General features: G+C 64.1%; 15 protein-coding genes. 8 read left to right on the top strand and 7 right to left on the bottom strand.

The annotated features are described in order from the left end of the window. From IT350_20070 to IT350_20090, 5 genes are all read right to left on the bottom strand, one after another. Positions 1-955, bottom strand: a 955-nt coding sequence (locus tag IT350_20070; protein MCC6160360.1) for a hypothetical protein, incomplete at its 3' end; no start/stop codon positions are given. Between the two features lie 39 nt (positions 956-994). Next, positions 995-3,565, bottom strand: coding sequence for a thrombospondin type 3 repeat-containing protein (locus tag IT350_20075; protein MCC6160361.1), 2,571 nt, complete (start codon positions 3,563-3,565; stop codon positions 995-997). Then, on the bottom strand, positions 3,559-6,117 hold the full coding sequence (locus tag IT350_20080; protein ID MCC6160362.1) for a hypothetical protein: 2,559 nt from the start codon (positions 6,115-6,117) through the stop codon (positions 3,559-3,561). The genes IT350_20075 and IT350_20080 overlap by 7 nt, the downstream gene beginning before the upstream one ends. 98 nt (positions 6,118-6,215) lie before the next feature. Then, a complete protein-coding gene (locus IT350_20085; GenBank protein ID MCC6160363.1) occupies positions 6,216-8,735 on the bottom strand; it encodes a PQQ-like beta-propeller repeat protein in 2,520 nt (839 codons plus the stop codon). Positions 8,736-8,840: 105 nt separating this feature from the next. Then, entirely contained in the window at positions 8,841-10,745 is a 1,905-nt protein-coding gene (locus IT350_20090) for a TonB-dependent receptor (GenBank protein MCC6160364.1), read from the bottom strand. A 175-nt stretch (positions 10,746-10,920) separates the two neighbouring features. Here IT350_20090 and IT350_20095 point away from each other — a divergent pair, with 175 nt between their 5' ends. Continuing rightward, complete coding sequence (locus tag IT350_20095) at positions 10,921-11,706, top strand: crotonase/enoyl-CoA hydratase family protein (GenBank protein ID MCC6160365.1); 786 nt, start codon at positions 10,921-10,923, stop codon at positions 11,704-11,706. Positions 11,707-11,713: 7 nt separating this feature from the next. Here the strand turns inward: IT350_20095 and IT350_20100 are convergent, their stop codons facing one another. Continuing rightward, entirely contained in the window at positions 11,714-14,743 is a 3,030-nt protein-coding gene (locus tag IT350_20100; protein ID MCC6160366.1) for an ATP-grasp domain-containing protein, read from the bottom strand. 270 nt (positions 14,744-15,013) lie between these two features. Between IT350_20100 and IT350_20105 the strand changes: the two genes are divergently transcribed. The 4 genes from IT350_20105 to IT350_20120 all read left to right on the top strand — a co-directional run bounded on the left by IT350_20105 (position 15,014) and on the right by IT350_20120 (position 19,321). Next, positions 15,014-16,294 (top strand): hypothetical protein, encoded by a 1,281-nt coding sequence (locus IT350_20105; protein ID MCC6160367.1) that lies wholly within the window; start codon positions 15,014-15,016, stop codon positions 16,292-16,294. Between the two features lie 7 nt (positions 16,295-16,301). Beyond that, complete coding sequence (locus IT350_20110; GenBank protein MCC6160368.1) at positions 16,302-17,618, top strand: outer membrane protein transport protein; 1,317 nt, start codon at positions 16,302-16,304, stop codon at positions 17,616-17,618. Next, positions 17,618-18,814 carry a hypothetical protein gene (locus IT350_20115; GenBank protein ID MCC6160369.1) on the top strand — a complete coding sequence of 399 codons (1,197 nt, stop codon included), beginning with the start codon at positions 17,618-17,620 and terminating at the stop codon, positions 18,812-18,814. The genes IT350_20110 and IT350_20115 overlap by 1 nt, the downstream gene beginning before the upstream one ends. A 171-nt stretch (positions 18,815-18,985) precedes the next feature. Beyond that, positions 18,986-19,321 carry an iron-sulfur cluster assembly accessory protein gene (locus tag IT350_20120; protein ID MCC6160370.1) on the top strand — a complete coding sequence of 112 codons (336 nt, stop codon included), beginning with the start codon at positions 18,986-18,988 and terminating at the stop codon, positions 19,319-19,321. An 81-nt stretch (positions 19,322-19,402) separates the two neighbouring features. Here the strand turns inward: IT350_20120 and IT350_20125 are convergent, their stop codons facing one another. After that, complete coding sequence (locus tag IT350_20125; protein MCC6160371.1) at positions 19,403-19,717, bottom strand: multidrug efflux SMR transporter; 315 nt, start codon at positions 19,715-19,717, stop codon at positions 19,403-19,405. Positions 19,718-19,861: 144 nt separating this feature from the next. Between IT350_20125 and IT350_20130 the strand changes: the two genes are divergently transcribed. The 3 genes from IT350_20130 to IT350_20140 form a co-directional block, all read left to right on the top strand. Next, positions 19,862-21,577 (top strand): hypothetical protein, encoded by a 1,716-nt coding sequence (locus IT350_20130; GenBank protein ID MCC6160372.1) that lies wholly within the window; start codon positions 19,862-19,864, stop codon positions 21,575-21,577. Positions 21,578-21,612: 35 nt separating this feature from the next. Then, the gene (locus IT350_20135) at positions 21,613-23,031 is read left to right on the top strand and encodes an aspartate ammonia-lyase (protein MCC6160373.1); all 1,419 of its coding nucleotides are present in this window, start codon (positions 21,613-21,615) and stop codon (positions 23,029-23,031) included. A 95-nt stretch (positions 23,032-23,126) separates the two neighbouring features. Next, a partial coding sequence (locus IT350_20140) for a hypothetical protein (GenBank protein MCC6160374.1) occupies positions 23,127-24,243 on the top strand: 1,117 nt, incomplete at its 3' end.

The raw sequence follows: 24,243 nt of genomic DNA on the forward strand, positions 1-24,243 counted from the left end.
ACAGGCCGGCGATGGCGCGCGCGTCGTTCTGCAGCCGCGTCTTGAGTGCGTCGTCGACATCCGAATCGTCGGCCACGGCATCCCACACCGCGCCCATCGCCAGGATCCAACCGTCGAGCTGGTCCTTGCTCGTGTTGTCGATCCACAGCCAGTCGGGATAGTCGCCGGAGTTGTCCTCGCGGTAGGTGTTGGTCTTCGGGTCCGGCTGCGGATCGCCGCCCCCGTCGAACAGCGGCAGCGTAGCCGGGTCGCCGCCCGGCAGTCCCTTGGGGTGCAGACCGCGTACCACGACGCCCGGCTCGCCGGTGATCGCGACGGCGACGTGCAGCGCTTCCATCAAGTCGATCACGTTCTGTCGTAGGTCCACGAGACTCGCGAAATCGCCCGAGTCGCCGTCGCGCGCCAGCACGTAGCGGTAGATGTCGCCCATCGCCGCCATGCCGCCGAACATGCCCAGGTCGCCGAACTCGTCGTAGGTGTCGATCACGTCGTAGAGGGGCGTGCCGGTGTAGTCCTCGAAGTCCTCGCCGAGATCCGAGTTCGTCATCCAGTCGGTGACGAGATCGCGGTCGTCGGGGTCGGAGATGTAGGTTTCGAGCGACATGCCGAAGGGCTCGGCGAACATGTCGTCGAAGACATGCGCGTAACGCAGCGCTTTTTGCGCGAGCGCGTCGTCGAATTCATCCTCGTCGGGACCGGGGATCAGCGCACCGAAATCGGTGGGCGGCTCGGTGTCGTCGTCCGCATCGTCGTCGGGCAGCGGGGGCCAGGTGTCGTCGTCGCCCGCATCGTCGTCGGTCGCGTCGTCATCGGCGGCATCGTCGTCCGTCGCATCGTCGTCAGCCATCTCGTCATCCGCGTTCGCCCCGCCGTCATCGTCGTCGCCGCCGCACGCGGACGTCGCGATCGCCACCATCAACAGAAAAACCATCCACCGCGGTCGGGCTGTCCTCATGCGTTCTCCGTCGGAGTCAAAGAACGTTGTCGTCGAACGTCAGCACCCGCAAGAGCCGCCGTCGTCCGATGCTTCCAGCGAATCCCCCGAGCGTCCGGTCGTGTCGGGAATATCGTCGTCTTCGTCGTCGTCGGTCGGGGTCGATCCATCGTCGTCGGAGTCGTCGTCGGAGTCGTCATCAGTGTCGTCGTCGTCGCTGTCGTCGTCGGAGTCGTCGTCCGTATCGTCATCCGCATCGTCATCCGCATCGTCATCGGCGTCGTCGTCGGTGTCGTCGTCTCCGGATTCGAAACAGTCGGGAATCCCGTTGTCGTTCAGGTCTTCGTCGGAGACGAAACACCCGCACTTTCCGGGGTCCGTCTTGTCGGGATCGTCGGGGCACTCGTCGATGCAGTTGGGCGTGCCGTCGGAGTCGCTGTCGATATCGGGCCGATCGCACCCGCAGACGCCGGGCTCGATTTTTTCGATGTTATCCGGGCAACCGTCGAGGCAGTTCGCGGTCCCATCACCGTCGTTATCCGTGTCGGGGACGAAGCACCCGCACTGACCGGGCACCGACTTGTCGGGGTCCGTGGGGCACCCGTCCACGCAGTCCAGTGTGCCGTCCGTGTCGATGTCCCGTTCTTCCTGATTGCATCCGCAGATTAGGGGAGCGGTTTTGTTGGGATCGGTCGGACATCCGTCACAGACGTCGCCGAGGAGGTCGCCGTCCGTGTCGACCTGATCGAAATTCGAGGCGTTAACGCAGTTATCGCACGCGTTTCCGCGGTCATCGCCGTCGGAGTCCGCCTGATTGGGATTGGGATCATCGACGCAGTTGTCGAAGTCATCGACGATCGTGTCGGCGTCCGTGTCCTTCACGTACACGCTGTGGTTGGTGAGCCGCCCGTAAGATCCGTCTTTTTGAGTGACGACGGTAAACAGGAAATAGGCGCCGGCCGTGGTGAACGTCTTGCTCGCCGTCCAGGTTCCCGACGCCGCGTGGTAGGTATAGTCCTGTTTCTGCAGCGGCTTTCCGTAATCGTCGGCGCTCCGGTACGCCAGGTACACGTTGCAGAACGTGTTCGAGCCGTCCTTGTAACCCGCGTTCACCTCCAGGTCGTGCGTCGCGCCTCCATCGCTACGTTCGTATTGGCTGATCTGCATATGAAAATCGACCGGCGGGACATCGCCGATTTCGGTCAGCCCGTCCTCGACGACCCAATGGGCGTCGGTCCCGGTTTCATATGTGATTTGCGACAGTTCCGGTCCGCGGAACCAGAGCGACGACGTCGCGGATGTGATCAACAGGTCCTGTTCGTCACCCAGCGCGAGGACGACGTCGCCGGCGCCGCTGTCGGATTCGACGTAAAATCCTCCTTCGCCGAGCCACAGGAGGTGGATTTTCGAGGCGATGGACGGACCTTGGTATCCGTAGCCGTTGGGGACGCTCGTGCTTAGCAGATTCTTCCAATAGTCCGTTCCGCCGGACCCGAAGTCGCCGTCGAAGCGGGAGGGCGCAAAGGCGTTGTCGAGATCGGATGCGTAGAAGTTGACCCCGAACTCGCCGGACCCGTGAAAGCCCCACCAAAAGTAATCCATCTGCGTCACGGGTCCGAGAAGGTGAACGTACTCCGGGGAGTCCGTCAGGTTCAGTGAAACCAGGGGCCCCTGCAGGCGCGTTTCCCAGAACACCGTGTCGCCGTGCCCCAAACGCGTGAACGACCACGGTACGTTGTTCCCCATTTCGACAACCGTTTGCGGAAAAAGCCCCCATTTGGAGGGGTTCTTCGCCTTGAACCAGATCATCGGGTCCGCCGTCATGTCGGCGAGTTCCGGCAGGTCGTCGTTCATCGAGTTCCCGCTGGTGTATCCGCCGACGATCCGATCAATCACGGACATGCTCCACCACGTCAGTTCCGTGTTCTTGATCGACACGAAATCGGCGGTGACCTCCTGCGCCATCACGTCCTGGGCGTCATCGCAATCGCTGTCGAACTCGAACGAGCCGCCTTCCAACTTGTTGAACACCGAACTGATATCGCCATCACACCGCGACTGGATGCGCATGAAACCGGTCGTGCTGACGGAGCCGTAGAATATCTCGGCGAATCCCACGGGACTTCCCGAATGGCTCGGGTCGCCAAGCGACGCGAGGGTCACGCTGGGCGCCATCACGTGCAAGCCGAGAATGCGCACGGGTGCGTCCGTCGGCGGATCATCCATCGTGAACGCGAAATCGCCGTTCGCGGAGTCGGTGCGAAACAGAAATATGTCGTCGGGGGAGTATCCCATATCGTCGTCAAGGGCGATCTCGCGGCCGGGTTCGTCGTTCGGCAACTCCAGCACGTGCACCGAAACGTCCATAGCCCGCTGAATGTCGACGGTGTCGATGAATTCGACCTCTGAAAGAGGACCGAGTTCGAGGATCGACCGAAAATTCACCGTGCTGCCCTGGGTGACCACGACCTCCGCTCCCGGCAGGACATCGGCTCCGTTGATGGACAGCGTCACGTCCTCATCGATCGTGCCCACGGTGATGGTGACGTTGGCCGCGTGGGCCGCCGACGCGCAGAACCAGAGTGTGAACGCCAAGCCGGCAGTCAGTCGCTTCGACTTCGTCGTCAACATCCGCACACCCCATTGTCGTCGGTGGCATCGAGCGAGTCCCCGGCTCGTCCGTCGACGTCGGGGACGTCCTCATCCTCGTCGCTGTCCGCGCCGAAGTGCGTGTCGTCGTCCTCCGCGTCGTCGTCCAGGTCGTCGTCGGCATCGTCGTCGCTGTCGTCGTCGCTGTCGTCGTCCGCATCGTCGTCCGCATCGTCATCCGCGTCGTCATCGCTGTCGTCGTCGGTGAGATCGAAGCAGTCCGGAATTCCGTTGTCGTTCAAATCCGCGTCCGACACGCCGCACCCGCACGCGCCGGCACCCGTCTTGTCGGGATCGTTCGGACATCCGTCCATACAGTCGACCGTCTCGTCCCCATCGGTGTCGGCGTCGGACTCACCGCAACCGCAGATGCCGGGCTCCGTTTTATCACCGTCCGCCGGACAGCCGTCGACGCAGTTCGCCTCGCCATCGCCATCGCCGTCGGTGTCGGGAAGCCCGCATCCGCACTGGCCGGACTCGGTTTTATTCGGGTCGTTGGGGCAGGCGTCCTGGCAGTTCGGCGTTCCATCGTGATCGTTGTCGGCGTCCGAAGCGTCGCATCCGCAAATGAGCGGCTCGATTTTCTCGGGATTCGCCGGGCATTCGTCGCACACGTCGCCCGCCGCGTCGCCGTCCTCGTTTTCCTGCTCGGTGTTCGCGGTGTCGGGACAGTTGTCGCAAACGTCGCCGACACCGTCGGCGTCAACGTCTTCCTGCGCCGTGTTCTCGGCTTCAACGCAGTTGTCGTAATCGTCGAGGATCGTGTCCAGGTCGGTGTCGAGCACCGCGACCTGGTGATCGTTCAGGCGCCCCCACGGACCGTCGTTTTGCACCACGACGGAATAGAACAGATACTCACCGACCTCATCGAGCACCACGTCCGCTTCCCACCAATTTTGGAGTTCGTCATAGATCATGGCCTGCCGGACGAAGGGTCGGCTGTAGTCGTCCGACCGGCGGTACGCGACGTACATCGTGTTGAAGTCGTCGCCGCCGCCCTTGTAGTTGGTGCTCGCCCGAACGCTCAATTGGGTGCCGCCATCGGTCATCTGGAAATCGACCAGGTTCATCTGAATGCTCATGTTCGGCACTTCTCCGAAATACGAGAGGCCCTCCTCGAACACCCAGTGCGACCCGGTCCCCGTCTCGAAATGGAGTCCTCCCGCTTCGGGACCGCGAAGCCAGAGCGAGGACGTGCCGGAGACGAAAAGCAGGTCCTGGCCGTCGTCGATGGAGAGCGTCGCGTCGCCGAAATCGGTGTCCGACTCCACGAACAGGAATCCTTCCGCCAGTCGCACGACGGAGATGGGCGTGTAGGTCGAACCGTCCTCGTACCCGAATCCGTCCGGAATCGGGGCCGTCAGGAGCGGCTGCCAGGTGTCCTGACCCCCTGTACCGTAGTCGCCGTCCCAGCGCGGGGTCGTCAGTGCGTTTCCCGAGTCCGCTGCGTAGAAGTTGATCACGAGTTCGTCGGCGCCGGTGTTATGGTAGCGCCACCAGAGGAAATCCGCTTCGGTGACCGGTCCGAGCAGGTGGAAGAACTCGGGCCCGTCCGTCTCGTTGAGCCAGAACATCGGTCCGTTCAGTCGCGTTTCCCAGAAAACGTAGTCGCCGTGGCCGGCGTTTTCGACGATCCATGGCGCGGCGTCGCTCTCGATGATCGTTGCGGGTCGCAGGTCCCAGGTTTCGGGATCTCGGGCCTTGAACCAGATCATCGGGTCTCCCGAGAGCGTGATCGCCTCGGGCAACTCGTCGTTGAGTCCGGCTCCTGTGTAGCCGTCGCTGAACATCCGATACGAGAGCCGCGCATTCCACCACGTCACGTCGGAATCGACGAGGGAAATCATGCGCGCGTCGATCTCCTGCACCATGACGTCCTGGACGCCGGCGCACCCGCCGTCGAACGCGAACGAATCGCCCGCGAGTCTGTTGAAGATCGAGCTGACGTCTTCGTCGCAGGTGGAACGGATGGACATCACTCCGCCGCTTTCCACGGTTCCGTAGAATATTTCCGCCACGCCTTCCGGTGATCCGGAGTGCTCGGCATCGCCGAGGGAAAGCAGCACCGAAATGCGTGTCATGGCGTGCAGACCGACGATCCGAACCGGGCCGTCCGTCGGGGGATTTTCGAAGCCGATCTGAAAGATCGTCAGCGGCAATTCGCTCGCGATGATGAAGATGTCGTCGGGCGTATAGGCCATGTCGGTGTCGAGGTAGATCGGCGTTCCGGGATCGGAGTTGTATCGATCGGCATGGATCGAGATGTCCATATCGCGGTGGACCTCGATGAGGTCCTCGAAAGGACCCGTATCGGGCGGCGACTGACTATAAGTCGAACGGAGTAAGACGGCCGTCCCCTCGGCGACCGTGAACTGAGATCCGGCCAAAAGCTGCGTCTCGACGTCGTCTTCGACACGGAAGAGCTGCACGCCGGAGTCGATTGTCCCGATGGTGATCGTGAAGTCGGCGCCCAAGGCCGGCACGCCGATTCCCAGAATGAAAATGCACACCGCCGCGATTGCGAATCTCTTCATCCCACGCTCCCATCCGGTCGGGATCGCCGTGGCGAAGACCGCCGGTTCGATCACACGCACTTCCAGCCGTCACATCGGGTGCAACACCCTGCCGTCTCTCAAAAACCCGAATGGGATATCGGGTACAGATCGAAGATAACGTACACGTCCAGTTCCGAAAGATCCAGTTCACTTTTAAAATTCAGGCGAACACGGGCGAGATGTCCGTCGTCGTCCGTGATGACCTGCGTGAGCGCCCCGTATTCGAGCTCCACCGCGCGTGTTTCATCGGGGTCGATCAGCACAAGTGCGACCTGATGCAGGTCGGCGACGTAGTCGTTCGGGGCGAACGTCGCCTCGACGTAGCCGAACCCGTGTTTTCCACCCGTGGGATGCCACACGATCGACTCCACGTTGAGTCCGGGCGGCCTCGTGCCGAGGCCGCCGTCGTGCGGCTCGAGCATCGCCGAACCGTTCGCGATCATCTTTCCGGTTTCGGGATGGCACAGCCCAAGCAAGTCGAGCGCGAAGCCGAAAAACTCGACATTGTCGCACAGCACCTCGGCGTACGCTGAGAGTCCCGGCGAGGTCAGATCGTCCTCGATCCGCCCGCTGACGCGAAACAGGTCGAGCACGATGTGCACGCTTGCGACGTCGACCGCGAATTCGTCGGAATGCAGTACGAAGTACCGATCCACGAAGTCGCCGTTGAAGGCGATGAGTGTTCGGGTCGGCAGGAGAATCGTCGGGTCGAGGCCGGGCGTGCCCTCGGCCATCAGGAACACGACGCGGCCGGAGTCGTCGTCGCGGGCGACCGGCGCCAACATGAAGTTGTAGCTGTCGAATCCGATTTGGTTGAACGTCGTCATCATTGGTGGCTGCGGGACGGCGATACGTCGCATCAGGAGGACCGAAACGGCGTCATCCTCCACGCGGACGGGAAAACCGCCTCCAGTCGACTCGGCGACGTTCCACGCGAACGTGCCGCCGAACGAGCCGCCGGTCTCGCCGCCGATCACCCGATTGCCGACGCGCGTGCCTCCGACGAGGTAGCTCCCATTCAGCGTGGCGGTGCACGCCTCGCCAAAGGCCATCGGCTCCTCGGGAATGACGGAGACGAAGTTGCCGTCCGCCGAGACCTCCACGCGATGCTCGACCGGCGGATCGAGCGACACGTCGAGCGCGTCCGCGTCGATGCGTGCGCGGATCGTCTCGCCGCCCTCGCGCACGACCAGCCGGAACGTCAAGACTTCGGACGGGTTCACCGCGCCCTCGATTGCCGGGCGCGAGGAGCCGCCGTTGGTGTAATGCAACAGGAGAGCGCCGTTGTCCGGAAGTCCCTCGCCGGGCGTGGTGTCGCACCGCTCGTCGCTCGACGTCTCGCACCAGCCGAACGGAACGTAGTGCAGCACGCCCGCCTCGCCGCCGATGACGACGCCGTCCTTCGCGATGGCGGGCGAACCGTTCAAATCGTTGCGGTCGCTTTCGGTCGTGTCGAAGCTCCACAGCTTCGCGCCATCCGAAGAGAGCGCGTAGAGCCTGCCGTCCGACGAACCGAAGTAGATGTTGCCCGCGCCGTCGATCGAGGCCGACGAGCGGATCGGTTCGAGCGTGTCGAACGCCCACCGCAGCGTGCCGTCGGGATCGAGCGCGTACATCGTTCCGTCCGCGGAGCCGATCACGATCGTCCCGTCCTCGGCCAGCGCGGGCGACGCGTAAAAGTGATCGCGCGCCGCGAAGGACCATCGCAGAGCGCCGGTCGCGGTGTCGTAGGCGTGGACGTGACCATCGAAGGAGCCGACGTACACCGTCGCGCCGTCGTCGCTGATCGCGGGCGATCCCGCCACGGGACCGAGCGTCGGTTTCCACCAGCGCATTTCGCCGAACTGCGTCAATGAACGCACCACGAGGTCATTGGACCCGAAAAAGAGATCGCCGTTCGCACCGACCGCCGGGCAAGACCAGATCTGGTCGCTCACCGGGTACGTCCACCAGACCTCGCCGAGTTGCGTGAACGCGTAGAGATTGCGGTCATCGTTGCCCGCGAAGAGGATGCCCGTCGGGCCCATCGTGATGTGGCCCTCCCACCACGTGATGTAGCCTTCGAGCCCATCCGCCGCGAGCCGCCACCGCTCGGTGCCGTCCGGATTCAGCGCGTACACGAATCCGTCGCCCGACGGTACGAAGATCGTTCCGTCCGCGGCGATGATCGCGGTCGAGTCGTTGATCTCGCCCGCCTGAAAGCGCCACTTCTCGACGCCGTCGGGTCCGATCGCGTAGATGCGCGTGTCCGCGGAACCCATGTAGATCGTGCCGTCGTCGTCGATGACGGGCTCGTGAAACATCCCTTTTTCCATGCGGAATGCCCACGGTTCCCGGTCGTTCGGTTCGGGCAGGATAGGGCTGCGTCCGGTATGTCGCTCGGTGCGCCGATACATCGGCCACGGCGAGGTCTGCTTCACGGGAACGCCGTAGTCGTACCCGCCCGAGTCGTCGTCTGCCGCGTCGTCGTCGGTCGAGTCGTCGTCGGGCTCGCCGTCGTCGTCTCCGCCCGAATCGTCGTCATCGTCGCCGGTCGCGCATGCGGCCTGCGCCAGGAAGACGAACACGAAAATCGCCAACACGGTTCGCACACGCATGACGCCTCCCGTCCGCGTTCGATGCATCCCACGTCCGGGTGACGGGAGACGAACGAATACGCCACGAAACGGTTACGTCGCGGCACAGGTCCGGTCAAGTCGCGTCTAAAAATCGACGGCCACCGTCATGAAGACCGATCGGCCGGGCAGGGGGAACCCGCGCACGTCCACCGCTTCGTCGTTGCCCACGTTCTTCGCTTCCATGCCGAGCGTGACGTGGTCGTTTGCCCGGGTCGTCAGACCGACGTTCCAGATTTTGCGCTCGGGAAGCAGCTTGGTGTTGGCCGCGGTGATGAAGTTTCCGCCGACGTAGTGGAACTCGACGAAGGGCGTGAAGACGTCCCAGTGGCCTTCGGCGCGGGCGAAGCCCGTGTGGCGCGGGCGACCGGGAATTTGGGTGTCGTCGTCGCCGCCGCGTTCCAGATCCCGCGCGCGCAGCAGCGTGAACGTCCCCGAGAGCGCGGCGAAATGGACGGGCTCGAACCGCATCGACAGTTCCACGCCATCGAGTCGCGCGCGACCGATATTGTACGGCTTGTAGCGAAACCCCGACACCAGCACGTACTCGATGAGGTCCTCGATGTCGCTGCGAAACGCCGCCCCCTCAAAGAACAGCCACGACGTGTGAAGCTGCGCGCCCGCGTCGTAGCTGGTCGCGCGCTCCGGATGGAGTTCGGGATTTCCCTCGACGAATCCGTGGTTGTAGTACAGCTCCGCGAAACTCGGCGCGCGAAACGACTGCCCCGCGTTGCCTTTGATCGTCATCCAGTCGAGCGGTTTGACCGCCGCGCCGAACTTCGGGTTCCAAGCATCGCCTGCGTCCGAGACATCGTCGTAACGCACCGCGGGCACCAGTGTAACGACATCCTTCGCGAGCAAAATCTGGTCGCGGATCGCGCCGGACACCGTGTCGCGGGTGGGATTGTCGAAATCGTCGTCGCGCAGGTCGTCACGCCGAAACTGGCCCGACGCGGTCCAGATCTGGTGCGTGCCCCAAACAAACTGGATTGTCTGTTCGACGTCGGGCGAGTGCGTGGCCTGTTCGGTCCGCTGCGGCACACCGGTCTGCTCGCCGCGCGGATCCTTGTACGTGTCTTCGCGATAGGGGTACGACAGCCGCGTGCGCCACGACAGACGGTTCACCGGCAGGTCCGCGATCGCGAGCGTGAGCGTCGCGGTATTGCGCAGTTCCTCCTCGTGCACGTTGGGGGAAGGAAACGTCACGAGCCCCGGCACGCCGCGCTCGGACGAATAGAACTCGTTTTGCGCCCCGATCTCGAGGTGGTTTCCCGGCGTAAAACTCGCCTTCATCAGCGCGCCGCGATTGTCCGTCTCATTGTTCTTTCGAATGTCGTCGAAGTCGTCCTCGTCGTTGAACTCGGTCCCGTTGTTGTTGCGGAAGCCAAAGTTGCCGTCACTGTGAAAGTACGTCGCCGACGCCAGATAAGACGCGCGCTCGAACCCCTCCGATCGCGCGGCCGAGTTCTGTAGCGTGTTGAACGATCCGTACGAGAGCGAGCCGGAGTTCGCCGTTTCGCCCCCGGCCCGTTTTGTGACGATGTTGACGACGCCGCCGATCGCCGCGTCGCCGAAGAACGCCGAGTCGCCGCCGCGAATGACCTCGATGCGCTCGATGTGCGCGGGAGGGATCGAGGAGAGATCCACGCCGCCGCCCGACGCGGGGTTGACGCGCACGCCGTCCACAAGCACGACGACCTGCTCGGCGCTCGCCCCGCGAATCGACACCGTCGAGAGCCGGCCGAGCCCGCCGAAGTCGCGCACGTTCACGCCCACGGCCCGCGCGAGCACCTCGGGCGTCGTCACGAAACGCCCCTCGTATTCGCTCATGTCGATCGATTCGACGAAGGCCGGCGGATCGGCGAGCGACTCGTTCACGCGCCGCGCCGTGACCTTGTATTCGTCAAGATTCTTCTCCGTCGATTCCGCGTCCGGCTCGTCATCGGCGATCGCCGCCGCGACAAATCCCGCGATCAGCGCGCAAACGAGCACGGCGACGCGAATCGGGCGCCGCGGGGACGAAAGTTTTCGTAGGATCTTCAATGGACGCCTCGCCGGGTTCGATCCGCCTAACATGCGGTCCGAAGCTGGTCAACGACGATCCCGACGATGTTCGGGCGGGGACCAAATGGGGTAAGCTCGGCGCTTGTTTTCCACGGAGCATCGCATGGAATCGAATCGGGACATCACGGTTGAGCGTGACGGGCACCTGCTCATGATCGGGGTCAACCGGCCGGGCAAGAAAAACTCGTTCACGCCCGACATGCTGAACACGCTTGGCCGCGCGTATATGGAACTCGAAACCGACGACGACCTGCGCTGCGGCGTGCTCTTCGCGCACGGCCCGAATTTTACGGCGGGCCTCGACCTCACGCTCTTCGCCGAACGTTTCGCCGAGGGACGCCTGCTCGACGCCGAGGGCGGGATCGATCCCTTCCGTCTGTCCGAACCGTGCCTCACCAAGCCGGTGGTGACGGCGATTCAGGGCCTGTGCCTCACGGCGGGAATCGAATTGATGCTGGCCACCGACGTGCGCGTCGCGTCGGACGACGCGCGCTTCGCACAGATCGAAGTTCAGCGCGGATTCTTCGCGGCGGGCGGTGCGACAATCCGGTTCGTGCAGGAGGCCGGTTGGGGTAACGCCATGCGTTGGTTGCTCACCGGGGACGAGTTTAATGCGGCCGAGGCTTTGCGGATCGGGTTCGTTCAGGAGGTCGTCGAGACCGGCAAACAGCTCGAACGCGCCGTGGAGATCGCCCGCGTCATCGCCGACCGCGCGCCGCTCGCCGTCCGCGCCACGAAGCGCCTTGCGCACCTCGCGGTCCGGCGCGGTTTCGACGAGGGGGCGTCACGGCTGATGCCGGACCTGCGTCCCGTGATGGAGACGGAAGACGCCGGGGAGGGCGTGTTGAGTTTCATCGAGCGACGCAAGGCGAACTTCAAGGGTCGCTGACGCGCCGTCAGCCGCCGACCTCCTGCGCGTAGGCTGCAATCATGCGCTCCATCGAGAACAACGTCGTCGCCGTCTCGCGGGCCCTTGCGCCCATCACGGCACGTCCGTCGGGATCGGCCAGCAGTCGGCAGATCGCGTGTGCGAGCGCCGCGTGGTCGCCGACCGGCACCAGCAGTCCGTCGTCGCCGTCCGTGATGATTTCGGGATTGCCGCCGACGCGCGACGCGACGACCGGCACGCCCGCCGCCATCGCCTCGCACACGGCAAGCGAGAGTCCTTCGTAGAGCGACGGTACCGCGAGCACGTCGATCCCGGGCAACAGCCGGTCCACGTCGTCGCGAAACCCGAGAAAACGCACCCGATCGCCGTAGGACTCGGCCGCGCGGCGCAGTTCCTGTTCCGTTTCCGGGCGGCCTCGACCGATGAGAAAGACCGTGGCCCGAGGATGCTCCGCGAGGATCATCGGCATCGCGGCCAGAAGCACGGCGTGGCCCTTCACCGGATAGAGGCTTCCGACGAGCGCGACGGTCGGTTCGTCGGTGACGCCGAGTCGCGTGCGGGCTTCGGCCCGATCCTTGTCCGCGGCGATCGGCGGAATCACGACGCCGTTGTGGATGACACCGATGCGATGCCGCGGCACCCGCAGGATTTTTGCCAGGTCGTCGCGGATGGCGAAACTCACCGCGATGATGCGACTGCCGAGCAGGAGCGCGAGGTGATAACCCGCGCGCCGAAACCACGGCGACGCGTACTCGAGATTTCCGTGCACGACGGCCACGTGGCGCACGCGCGCCATGCGCGCGGCGATCGCGCCCTGCACGTTCAGATAAAGTTCGTGGGTGACGAACGCGCCGGCCTGCCAGTTGCGCAGCATGCGCGCGAGCGACGCGACCCCGCCGAAGTTCCACAGATGGCCGACGGGATGGATCTCGTGCGGCACGTTCCGCGCCGAAAGCTGCTCGTCGAGCCAGCCCGGCTTCGCCAGCACCGCCCTCGAAACGAACCGATTCGCGGGCAGGCGATCGACGAGATGGAGCATGACCCGCTCCGCCCCGCCGGGATTGCCGGTCTCGATGGCATGCGCGACGAGACGGGCGTCGCCGACGGTCGGCTCGGTTGCCCGCAGGCGCAGAGCCCTGCGGAGTTTGCGCACGACCGGCTTCGCGCGTTCGCGCAACAGGCGGATCGCCCGGATGTAGAGCCGGTCCAAAAATCCGAATTGCGCATCCGCGCCGAACCCGTAGATCGGACCGCGCACGCGGAAGTCGCCGCGCCGGAATGCGTCGAGAATCGCGTCGGCGTTCGCCTCGCAGCGCAGTTCGAGCCGCATGGCCCGATAATGCCCCGGGCGATGAAAGTCCACGCCGCCGAATGCCTTCAGGTTGGGATTGATCCGCCGGATCTCGTCGATCGCCGTGATGTTTCGGTACGACGGGACGAACGGGCTGTCGTGAACGGCGTTCCACGCCTCCGCGCCGTCGAGGGCGGACAGAAATTCGGGGTCGCGTTCGAAATCCGTCTCGTCCGGGTGTGCGAGCACGGCAATTCCGCCGCGCTCGTGAATCCCGCGGACGATCTTCGCCGGGTCGTGCTCGTCGAAAAACTCGCTCACGTTCATGCCGAGGATGTGCGTGCGGCGGGGCGTGGCGAACTCGATGCCGGGGATCAGCACGAATCCCGGTCGGGAGAGCTTGCGGCATTCGGCTTGAAGTCGGCGGTAGCTTTCGGCGTCCACCGAATTCTCGTGCTCGGTGATCGCGACGAACGCGAGGCCCTTTCCCTCGAGATGGTCGGCGAATCGATCGACCGACAATGCGCCGTCGTGGGAAAACGTCGTGTGGGAATGGATGATGCCGCGAATCGTTCGGGGGAACAGTCGACGCGAGATGAGACGTCCCCATTTGCGGGCGAACGTCCGGTATTCGTGCAGCGCCGGCCGAGGATCGTCCATCGACTCGATCTCCGCTCGCCCACCCATCAGGAGCCATTCGCGCAGATACGCCCATCGCGACCGCCCGGCGGGCAGGGCGGCCGATCCCTTTGCGAGTGCCACGGCGACCGACTCGATGTCGCCCAGCAGGTGGCGCGTCCGCAATCGCGGCCGAAAACCGGGCATGGAAAAAGCCTCGCCGCGTTTCATCTTCGCGAGAAGGGCGGGGAAATCGACCCCCGCGTCGATGGCGAGTTGCAGCGACCCCCAGAATCGTCCATTGATCTCCATGAGATTCGGTCGTCCCTCGGCGTCCCGCTTGAATTCCACCATGATCGGACCGGTCCACGCGAGGCGCTCGATCAGCGCGAGGGAGTGTCGCCGGACGACGGCATCCGGCACCATCGCCTCGCGCAGCACGCTCACGCCGCCCGAGGGGGGGAGCTCGCGCAGGCGCCGGTGGAAAAACTCCGCCAGCACGACGCCGTCTCGCGCGAGGGCGAAATACCCCACGCCGTCGCCCGTCACGCGCGTCTGCAAGAGCACGGGAAATGCACCTTCGGGAAGGTTCTTGAGCCGCGCTCGCAGTTCCCGCTCGTTCGCCGCGTAGGTCACACCCAGCGCGACGAGCGTTTCCCCGTCCAGCACGCGCGAACGTCGCGGTTTCACGACCAGGGGGTAAGACAATTCGGCCGGGATCGGCGAGTCGGCGCGCTCGATGGCGATCGTGCGTGGAACGTCGAGGCCGAGCTCGCGCGCGAGACGAAAGACCTCGTATTTGTCCGCGGCGAGTTCGAGCGTTTCGATGTCGGGCTGCACGACGAGCCCGCCGTGATCGGCGCGACCGAGCGCGAAGCACGAAGCGTCGGTGAGCGGAACGATCAGCTCCGCATCGATTCGCCGTGCCTCGCCGAGCACCTGTTCGGCGAACAGCCTCGGTGCGGTCATGGGGTCGGAGACCGAAAAAAATCGCGACGAGTATCGGGATACGGAGGCGAGCGAGGGATGCCGCGTCGCCGCGACGTGGACCTCGTGTCCCGCTCGTCCCAGCGAACGCACGGCGGCGAGCGCCGATCGTTCGGATGCGTCGCAAACGATGACGCGCACGCGCAACTCCCGCGAAATTCCGGCCGAAAATCCGCGCCGTTTGTAACCTATCTTGATTTCGCGGGGAAGATATGAGAAACGGCCAAGGCACTGTTTTTTCCTCAAAATATCCGTTTCGGACGACCGCGATCGGCGCAGGACGCGCCCATCGCGTGGTGTCGCGGCGGATCGGTCGGTCGTTCCGATATTCGTAACGCCGTTGGGGCTTGGGTGACGCGTCGGGGCCGTTTTCCAATCTATCTTGTGGCTTTGGCGTTGGGGGCGTCGCTCTTGCCCGACGCGCACGCCGACGTGCTCTACAGTTACGGCTACAACGCGCGCGGCATCGCGCTCGGCGGCGCCACGGTGGCGCAGGCCAAGGACTTCGGCGTCGCCTACTACAACCCCGGCGGCAGCGTCTTTCTGGAAATCCCGGCCATCGGCCTGGGATACATGAAGACGGGGAACTGGCTCGACCAGCGTTACGGAGAAAAGGCCGAACTCGACAGCACCGAGGGAACGGTTTTCGGCGCGGTACTGCCGTTTCCCTTTGGCGGATTTCTGAAGGATCGACTGGCGCTCGGCCTCGCGGCATTCATCCCGCGCGGCGTCTTCCTCGCGCTCGACGTGCCGTATCCCCGCGTGCCGCAGTATGTCCTTCTGCGCAACTCCGGGCGTCAGGCCACGCAACTTCCGACGCTTTCCATCCGCGTCTTCGACTGGCTCGGAGTGGGCGGCGGCGCACAGCTCTTTTCCAACACCGACGGTGAGATCAACGCGATCATCGATTCGAACGGCGACGTGCAGACCTACACGGGGCAGGAGGTCTTCACGAGCTTCGCGCCCACGTTCGGCGCGCTGGTGAAGGGCGGCGAGATGTGGGCGCCGCTCGACGGCCTCTCGCTCGGTTTCGTTTTCCGCGAAGAGTTTTTCACCAACTATCGCATCCCCATCAACACGTACATCGGTCCAGCCCCGATCACCCTGATCTTCGAGGCGACGAGCATCTATACGCCGCGCCAGTGGACGGCGGGCCTGAGTTGGGAGAATGAGGATCTCGGCCTCGTGGCCGAGGTGGATGCGTCATACAACGAGTGGAGCGGATTCCCCGATCCCAACCTTGTCGTCGATGTCGATTTCACGGTTCCCGTCCTCGACATCAGCTTCCTGTCCGGCGAGACGATCGAGCCGAATTTCCACGACACGGTCACGGTGCGAACCGGTGTCGAAAAGGAAGTGTATTCCGGCGAGATCCTCGGACTCATGACGCAGGCCGGATATTTTTGGGATCCCTCGCCGGTGCCCGCGCAGACGGGCGTGACGAATTACCTCGACTCCGACCGGCACGTGGGATCGGCGGGGCTCGCATTCGAATGGTTCCGGATCGGCAATTATGAATTCGCCGGTCCGTTCACGCTCCAGCTTTTCGGCCAGATGCACTACCTCGTGCCGCGCGTGTTCTACAAAGACACGAGCGTCGAGGCGGACAATCCGGGTTATCCGCGCATCGACGTGGGCGGGTGGATCTACGGCATGGGCGCCAACGTGACCTGGTACTTCGACTACAACTGAGGCGGATGTGAAGCGCGCGCTGATCGCCATTCTGATCGTTTCGAGCCTGCCGGCGGCGGCGTGGGCGACGCCCTACGACACCTTCGGCATGGGCCCGCGCGCGATCGCGATGGGCGGCGCGTACGCGGCGGTCGGCGGCGACACCTCGGCGCTCTACTACAACACCGCGGCGCTCGTGCGTGCGTACCCGTTTCACATCGAACTCGGCTACAAGCGCGGCGACATGGTCATCACCTTCAACGACGAGCAGGCGGATATCGACTCCGAGCGCGGCGTCAGCTTCGGCGCGATCGTCGGAAAGACCGTCATGAACCGCCGTCTGCGCATCGCGGGTTCGATCTATACGCCCGACGACCATTTCATGCGCTTCATGCTCCCCACGCGCACCTCGCCTTACGTGCTGCGTTACAACAACGAAAACCACACCCAGGCCACGTTGCTGGGCGCGGGATGCGAAATCTTCTCCTGGTGGTCCGTCGGCCTCGGCGCGAGCTTCGTGTCGGGCAACGTCGGCGGCGTCGATTTCGCGTTGTATGAAGACAAACCGGCCGAGGGCAACCTCACGTCGCGCCTGGCCGGCGACCTCGTGCCGAATTTCGGAACGATGTTTACGCCGACCGAGTGGTTGACGATCGGCCTGGCGTACCGATCCAAGCGCGAACAGCAGCTCGGCCTGCCCAACCGCATCGCGTTCCCCGAGCTCAAAGTGCTGATGGACAACGGCATTATCGTATTCCACGATGGCCGGCTCGTGCTGAACGTCCTGAGCTTTACCCACTTCTCCCCGCGCCAGGTCGAACTCGGCGTGGCCGTGCAACCGAACGAGCGCTGGCTGCTCTCCCTCGACGCGACGCACTACGCGTATTCGGAAATGAGGACGAACGTCGCAAACTCCAAGGCGGTGATGGAAGGTGATTTCGGGGAGGTCTTCCCGACGGGGCCGGATCTCAAAATCCCGAAGCCGAAGCTTCACGACATCATCGGAGTCGCCGTGGGAACCGAGTATGCGGCGGTGTACGACACGGTCTTCAAGCTCCACCTGCGTGGCGGCTACACCTATCGCCCGACGCCCGCGCCCGAGCAGAGCGGCCCCCTCAACCTGTACGACTCCGATCTCCACATCTTCAGCGCGGGGCTTGGCTTCACCTTCGCCGAATTCTCGAAGGTCTTCCCGGCGCCGATCTCGATCAACATCTACGACCAGTTCCACTACCTGGAACCCCGCGTCATGCACAAGGAATCGGCGACGAGCGACGTGGGCGACGTCGAGTTTCGCGGCACCGCCAACGTGATCGGCGGCGGATTCGTGTTGAGGTTTCAGTGATGAAACGAAAAACGCGGGCGGTTTGGTGGATGGCGCTGGCGCTACTCGTCATTTCGACGACGGCGTGGGGCATCGCGTGCGGAACGCAGGGCGACATCATCGGCGGCGTCACGTCCTGGCCGTATTCGGGCGTGAAGCCGTGGGCCAAGATCGACTTGGACCCGGACCAGGGCGGTCTCCAGCCGTTCATTTTCATCTCGAACGGAGATTTCGACTACATCGAGCCCTCGCTCGTGAAGGCGCACGGATATTTCTGGGTGTTTTTCGAACGACGGTTCTGGCGCATGGTGGACGGCATAAAAGTCCCCACCGGTTCCGACATTCTCGTCGGGCGCTCGACCGATACCCTCACGTACGAATGGGTGAACGACGGAAAGCCGGTGCTTCGGGCCGATCAGCATTGGGAGACCGGCTGCGTCGGCGCGCCGACCGTGCGCGCCAAGGGCGACGGTTTCGAGATGTGGTACGCGGGCGGAGTGGGCGCGGGCATCGGCTTTGCGACGAGCGACGACGGCATCGCATGGACCAAGCACGACGGACCGGTGGTGACCGGCGATCAGAACTGGGAAGACGGGTTCGTAGGTGCGCCGGCGGTGGTGCGTTTCGCGGGTCGTTTCCGCATGTATTACTCGGGCGGCTTCGCGCGTCAGACCGAGTTCTCGCAGTTCGCGGGGCGCTTCATCGGGTATGCCGACAGTGAAAACGGTGTGACCTGGACCAAGCGCGACGCGCACGGCCGCAATTCGAAGGACGATCCCGGCGACGTCTTTTACATTCTCGGCCCAACGCAGCCCTGGCAGGGTTATGACCCGCAAGACCCGTATGCGGGCGCGGTGGCGAGCCCGAGCCCACTGTTCACCCGACCGGTCGATCGCAATCTGCTGTTGCTCTACTACACCGGCAATCCGGTGGGGGACCCGGTGAATTCCGAGACATCGGTCGGCGTCGCGGGCGCTTACGACGAGATGATCGACATCGAGGACGGCGCGGAGTTCGAGGTCAACCCGGTCCTGTCGGAACGATTTGCGCTGACCCTCGACGGCGTGTCGCAGTACCTCGCATACTCGGAATCGACTCCCAGCGTCATTCGGACCGAATTCGACCAGTATTTCATGGCGTTTTCGCAGACGGACCCCCTGTCCGAACTCACCGGCGGCAAACAGGGAATCGCCATGGCGGCGTGCCCGAGGTATTGAAATCGGAGAGTGGGTCGCGCCGGCTTCCGGCTCCGATCGTTGATTTCGATCATAGACGCCGAAAATCCGGATCGTGTAATATCCGTCGTCCAGCGGGCGATTCGGCGACATTTCGCCGCTTTGAAGACGAACACCATCCCGGGCGAACGGCCCGGACGCAGGAGGAGACCAATGGCCGGAACCGATATCAGCGTGAGCCGGACGGCGGCGAGCGAGATTCGCAACCTGATGGCGCAGGAAGGACTCAACGAGGGCGCGTTTCTTCGCATCGGCGTGAAGGAGGGCGGCTGCTCGGGCCTCTCCTACATCATGCACTTCGACACCAAGGTGGGCGAGAACGATCAGGTCTTCGAGTGCGAGGGCATCAAGATCCTTTGCGACTCGGAAAGCTACTTCTCGCTGACCGGCATCGAACTCGACTACCAGGGCGGGCTTGGCGGTCAGGGATTCATGTTCAAGAATCCCAACGCGCGCATGTCGTGCGGGTGCGGCAAGTCCTTCTCCTGATCCCGATCCGAGGCTCGAAATGAACGCAGGGCGATCCCAACCCTGCGTTTTTCGTTCGCGTTTACATGACGCTTACCCGGTTCATCCGACGATCTTGAGGCCGGCGATCGCCACGACCAGCAAACCGATGAACCCGAGCCGCGCGGGCGTGGCGGGGTCGTCGAAGAGCCAGATTCCCAAAATCGCCGTGCCCGCCGCGCCGATTCCCACCCAAACCGCATAGGCGGTCCCGATCGGGATGCTTTTCAGCGCCTGCGCGAGCAGCACGAAGCTGCCGATCATCATCAGCACGGTGATGACGCTGGGCCAGAACTTGGAGAACCCGTCGGTGTACTTCAGGCCGACGGCCCAACCCGTTTCCAGCAATCCCGCGAACGCAAGCCAGATCCAAGCCACGTCGTCGTCCTTTCCGTTCCGGTCGATACGATCGCCGGTCTTCGGCGCGAAAACCATGACCTCGCGCCTTTACCGAAAAATTCGTTTGTGTCATAGAGGCGGCCCTCTCGGCGGTTCCATTTCCGACCGTCGGCCCGGATCGACATGGCCAAACTGACGAAAGCCGAAATCCGCGACGCCGTCGTGACGTCGCACCCGAAAAAGGCCGCGCGGATCATTCGCCGGCGGCCCGCGAAAGAGGCGTGGTCGCTCATCTTCGACCACCCCGAGCCGGCCCGCGTGGTGCGCCATCTGCCGGTCGAGGACACCTACCTGCTCATCAAACAGGCGGGCGAAGAGGACGCGCTCGATCTGTTGGAGCTGTGCACGGGCGAGCAGATCCAGGGTGTCTTCGATTTCGAGTGCTGGGACAAGGACGATTTGCGCGACAAGTCCGCCCGGCACTGGTTCACGGTGCTCATGGGCCTTTCCGACGACGCCTTCATCGCGCGGCTTCGCGAACTCGATTTCACATTGCTCGTGCTTTTCGCCAAGCGGCACATGCGCATTGAGCGATTCGAAGAAATGTACGACGGCAACCTGCCGGCCGACCCCCGCCTGTACATGCCGCCCGACCGGCGGCACCTGATCGAGTACCTCGGCAAACCCGCGACCGTCACTTTCGTCCACGAGTTCACGCAGCGCGTGTTTCGGATCGATCAGGAGTTTTTCTACAAGCTCGTCGAGGCGGTGTACTGGGAGGCGTCGGTCGACCTGGAAGAGTGGGCTTATCAGGATCGCACCGGCCGGATGGCCGATCGCGGATTTCCCGAATACTTTGACGCCATCGAGATCTTCGCGCCGGTGAATCCGGATCGCTTTGTTCCGGGCGAGAAGGCGGCAGCCGCCGGCCTCGCCGAGGACGAATCGGCCCTGGCGAGCCGCGACCGTTATCTGCAATGCTACGAACACCGAACTTCGTTTCTCCATCGCGTCCTGGTGAAGAACTTCGCGGGGCGCGACGAGGCAATCGTCGAGATCGCCGGCATCGTGAATATGGCGACCGTGGCGTATCGGGTCTCCTTCGCCGACGTCGAGGCCATGCGCACGATCGTGACCTCGACGGACAGCTACCTCAATATCGGGCTCGAGTTTCTCGCAAACGACGACGAAGCCCGCGCCGTCGCCGTGCTCGCGAAGCGCCGCCTGCTCGACGTGTACAAGGTCGGGCGCAGCCTCGTGCATCGGTTGGGCGTGCGCGCGAAGTCGCTCGTCGCGCGCGCCGCGGCCGACGGAAAGAGCGAGAAATTCCTCATGCTCGACTCGCCGCACCGCGAGTTCGTCGAGGCGCTGCTCGGGCGCGACCCGCGGCGGTTGGACCCGGCGGGCACCTCCGCGGGCTCGGGCGACGAGGGGGATTTCGAGTCCTGGCGCGAGGTCGAAGCCGTGTCCTTACGGCTCGATGCCTGTGAGCGGTTTGTCGGGCTGCTGGCCGACGCCTGCGGACTCACTCCCGAAGCGGTCGAGCGTATCCCGATGCTGGGTCTCAATCACGACAACGCGCTGGGTCTCACCTACCGCACACTCTTTTCCACCGCGTACGCCAACGACGTGCTGGGGCGGCCTTTCGCACCCAAACCCCTGCGCGTGGAAGATCTCCCGCGCGTGTTCGAACGATTCAATCTGGCGGGCGACGGCGCGCTGGCGCCGACCCCCCGCGAGGAGTTTTTGCGCTGGCTCGCGTCGCGCAACGCCGAGGATCTGTGGCCGCTCTTCGACGAAATCTTCCGCGCCCTCGCGGGCGAACTCGTGATCGTCACGAAGATGCGCCGGCCCGACGTGCGTTATCTGTCGACCCTGCTCATGGAACTGCCCTGGTGAGCCGCGCGGCCCGGGCGCTCTTTTTGGAGGATGCCGTGACGAAGTTTCGCATCGAACGCGATTCGATCGGCGAGCGCCCGATTCCCGCGGATGCCTACTGGGGCATCAACGTCGCGCGGGCCATCGAAAACTTTCCGATCAGCGAGCGCCGAATCCATCCGCGAGTCGTTGTCGCATACGCACGCATCAAAAAAGTCGCCGCACGCGTGAATGCGGACGCCGGGCGACTGCCCGCGAAGCACGCCCGGGCCATCGTGCGCGCGGCCGACGAGGTCATCGGCGGCGCATTGCGCGATCAGTTCATCGTCGATGTCTTTCAGGCCGGCGCGGGCACCAGCACGAATATGAACGTGAACGAGGTGTTGGCGAATCGCGCCCTCGAGTTGATCGGTCGCGCCAAAGGGGAGTACGACGTCATCAGCCCCAACGACCACGTCAACATGGGGCAATCGACCAACGACACCTATCCCACCGCCATGCGTCTCGCGGTTCTCGACGCCCTCGACGGATTTTTCGACGAGGCCGATCGCCTCGCGAAGACGTTCGCCGCCAAGGGGCGCGAATTCGCCCGCGTGGTGAAGAGTGGGCGCACGCATCTGCAGGACGCGGTGCCGGTCACGCTCGGCGGGGAATTCGCCGCATATGCCGAGGCGCTCGCGTCGTCGCTGCGGCACGTGCGACGCACCTCCGCCGATCTGCTCGAACTGGGCATCGGCGGCTCCGCCGCGGGGACCGGCATCACCACGCATCCCGGATACGCGCGCGAAATGGCGGCGGGGCTCGCGAAGGAAACGAGCAAGCCGTTCCGACGCGCGAAAAACCTCCAGCACGCGATGCAGTCGCAAGCACCCATCGGCCGCGTATCGGGCGCGGTGCGCGACTTCGCCATCGAGCTTGGCCGCATCGCGAACGACCTGCGCCTGCTGTCCTCCGGTCCGACGACCGGCCTTGCCGAGATCCTTCTGCCGTCGCTGCAGGCGGGCAGTTCGATCATGCCCGGCAAGGTGAATCCGTCGATGCTCGAAATGGTCAACATGGTGTGCCAGCACGCGATCGGCAACGACACGACCGTGGCCTGGGCGGTGGGGGCGGGCCAGCTCGAGCTGAACGTCATGATGCCGGTGATGATCGAGAATCTGCTCGAATCGATCGAGATTCTCGCGTCGGCAATGCGGCAAATGCGCGTGTTGTGCGTGGACGGTATCGCGGCGGACGCGAAGCGCTGCGAGGACTACGCCTACCGCTCGCTAGGGCTCTCGACGGCGCTCAACCCGCACATCGGCTACCTGAGCGCCGCCAAGGTGACCAAGCAGGCGCTCGCCCAGGGCAAGACTGTCGTACAGGTCGTGCGCGAACTCGGCCTGCTCTCCGACGCGGATCTCGCGCGCGTACTCGATCCCGTCGCCATGACGCGGCCCGATCCGGCACTCGCGCCGAAGCGCCGAAAGCGCTGAGTGGGCCCTATGGAAGGGCATTGACGCGCGCGGCGATTGCGTGTCAGGGAAGAATTCCGCGCGCCGATTTTCCGCGCGGATGGATGGCGATCAACATGCAGATTCGACCGTGGCTGCTATTTGTGGCGATTGGTGTCGCGAGCCTCATCGGCTGTTCCGAAGACGACAAAATCACCGTGATCGACAACGCGCAAATCGCGGGCGAGTCGGGCGACGACGACGACGATTCGAAGTGCTCCGACGGCGAACGGATGTGCGACGATCTCGATTACCCATGGGAATGCGCGAACGGCGAGTGGGCCGCGCTTCCCGCATGTCCCGAACCGACGTATTGCAACGCGGGGGAATGCGTCGAGACGTTTATCGAGTTTCCGAAGGACGAGTCGCCGCATCGCGACATGATCGAGTGGTGGTATTGGACGGGCCATGTCGACAGCGAGGACGGCGAGCGTTTCGGTTTTGAGGTCACGTTCTTTTACGGCGCGGCGCTGTTCGGCATCCCGGCGTGGATGATCAACGTGGCGGTGCTCGACGTCGAGAGCGGCGAGCACGCCGAGGCCGTGTGGCTCGACCTGCACGACGCCAACGAAAACCCCGAGGAGCTAAACCTTTGGAGTCGCGACGCGGCGGTCGTGCGCGGACCGGACGGCGTGTTTCACCTCTCGGCGAACACCGGTACGCACACCCTCGAGTTGTCGCTCGCGGATACGCAGGGTCCCACGTATCACGGGTCGAACGGCAGCATTCGTATGAGCTCGCGCACGGCGGATTCGTTCTACTACTCGCGCATGCGGCTCGCGGCCGAAGGCCGGATGGATCGCGGCGACGGCTCGATTCCCGTCTCGGGCGAGGCGTGGATGGACCACCAGTGGGGCAATTTCGTTCCGTTCGTCCTGATCGGCTGGGACTGGTTCTCGGTGCAGCTCGACGACGGGACCGAGCTGATGTTCTTCGTCTTCCGCGGCGACGAGCACGATGCGTCCGTGGTGGACATGGCGTCGGGAACGTTCGTCGATGCGAATACCGATCAGTGGCCGCTGCTCGAAAGCGATGTGATCGTCGAGCCTCTCGACGAGTGGACGAGCCCGACCACCGGCTCGACCTATCCGCAGGATTGGCGGCTGCGCGTGCCGAAGCTCGACCTCGACTTGACCCTCACGTCGGTCATGGATGACGCGGAGATGGTCAACCCGATGTGGAATTACTGGGAGG

It is taken from the genome of Deltaproteobacteria bacterium, from assembly GCA_020845895.1.
Lineage (GTDB): Bacteria > Lernaellota > Lernaellaia > JACKCT01 > JACKCT01 > JADLEX01.

Coding starts and splice junctions, on each gene's coding strand:
- IT350_20085 (MCC6160363.1), bottom strand. CDS start 8,735: ATGCGTGTGCGAACCGTGTTGGCGATTTTCGTGTTCGTCTTCCTGGCG.
- IT350_20075 (MCC6160361.1), bottom strand. CDS start 3,565: ATGTTGACGACGAAGTCGAAGCGACTGACTGCCGGCTTGGCGTTCACA.
- IT350_20080 (MCC6160362.1), bottom strand. CDS start 6,117: ATGAAGAGATTCGCAATCGCGGCGGTGTGCATTTTCATTCTGGGAATC.
- IT350_20130 (MCC6160372.1), top strand. CDS start 19,862: ATGGCCAAACTGACGAAAGCCGAAATCCGCGACGCCGTCGTGACGTCG.
- IT350_20115 (MCC6160369.1), top strand. CDS start 17,618: ATGAAACGAAAAACGCGGGCGGTTTGGTGGATGGCGCTGGCGCTACTC.
- IT350_20095 (MCC6160365.1), top strand. CDS start 10,921: ATGGAATCGAATCGGGACATCACGGTTGAGCGTGACGGGCACCTGCTC.
- IT350_20120 (MCC6160370.1), top strand. CDS start 18,986: ATGGCCGGAACCGATATCAGCGTGAGCCGGACGGCGGCGAGCGAGATT.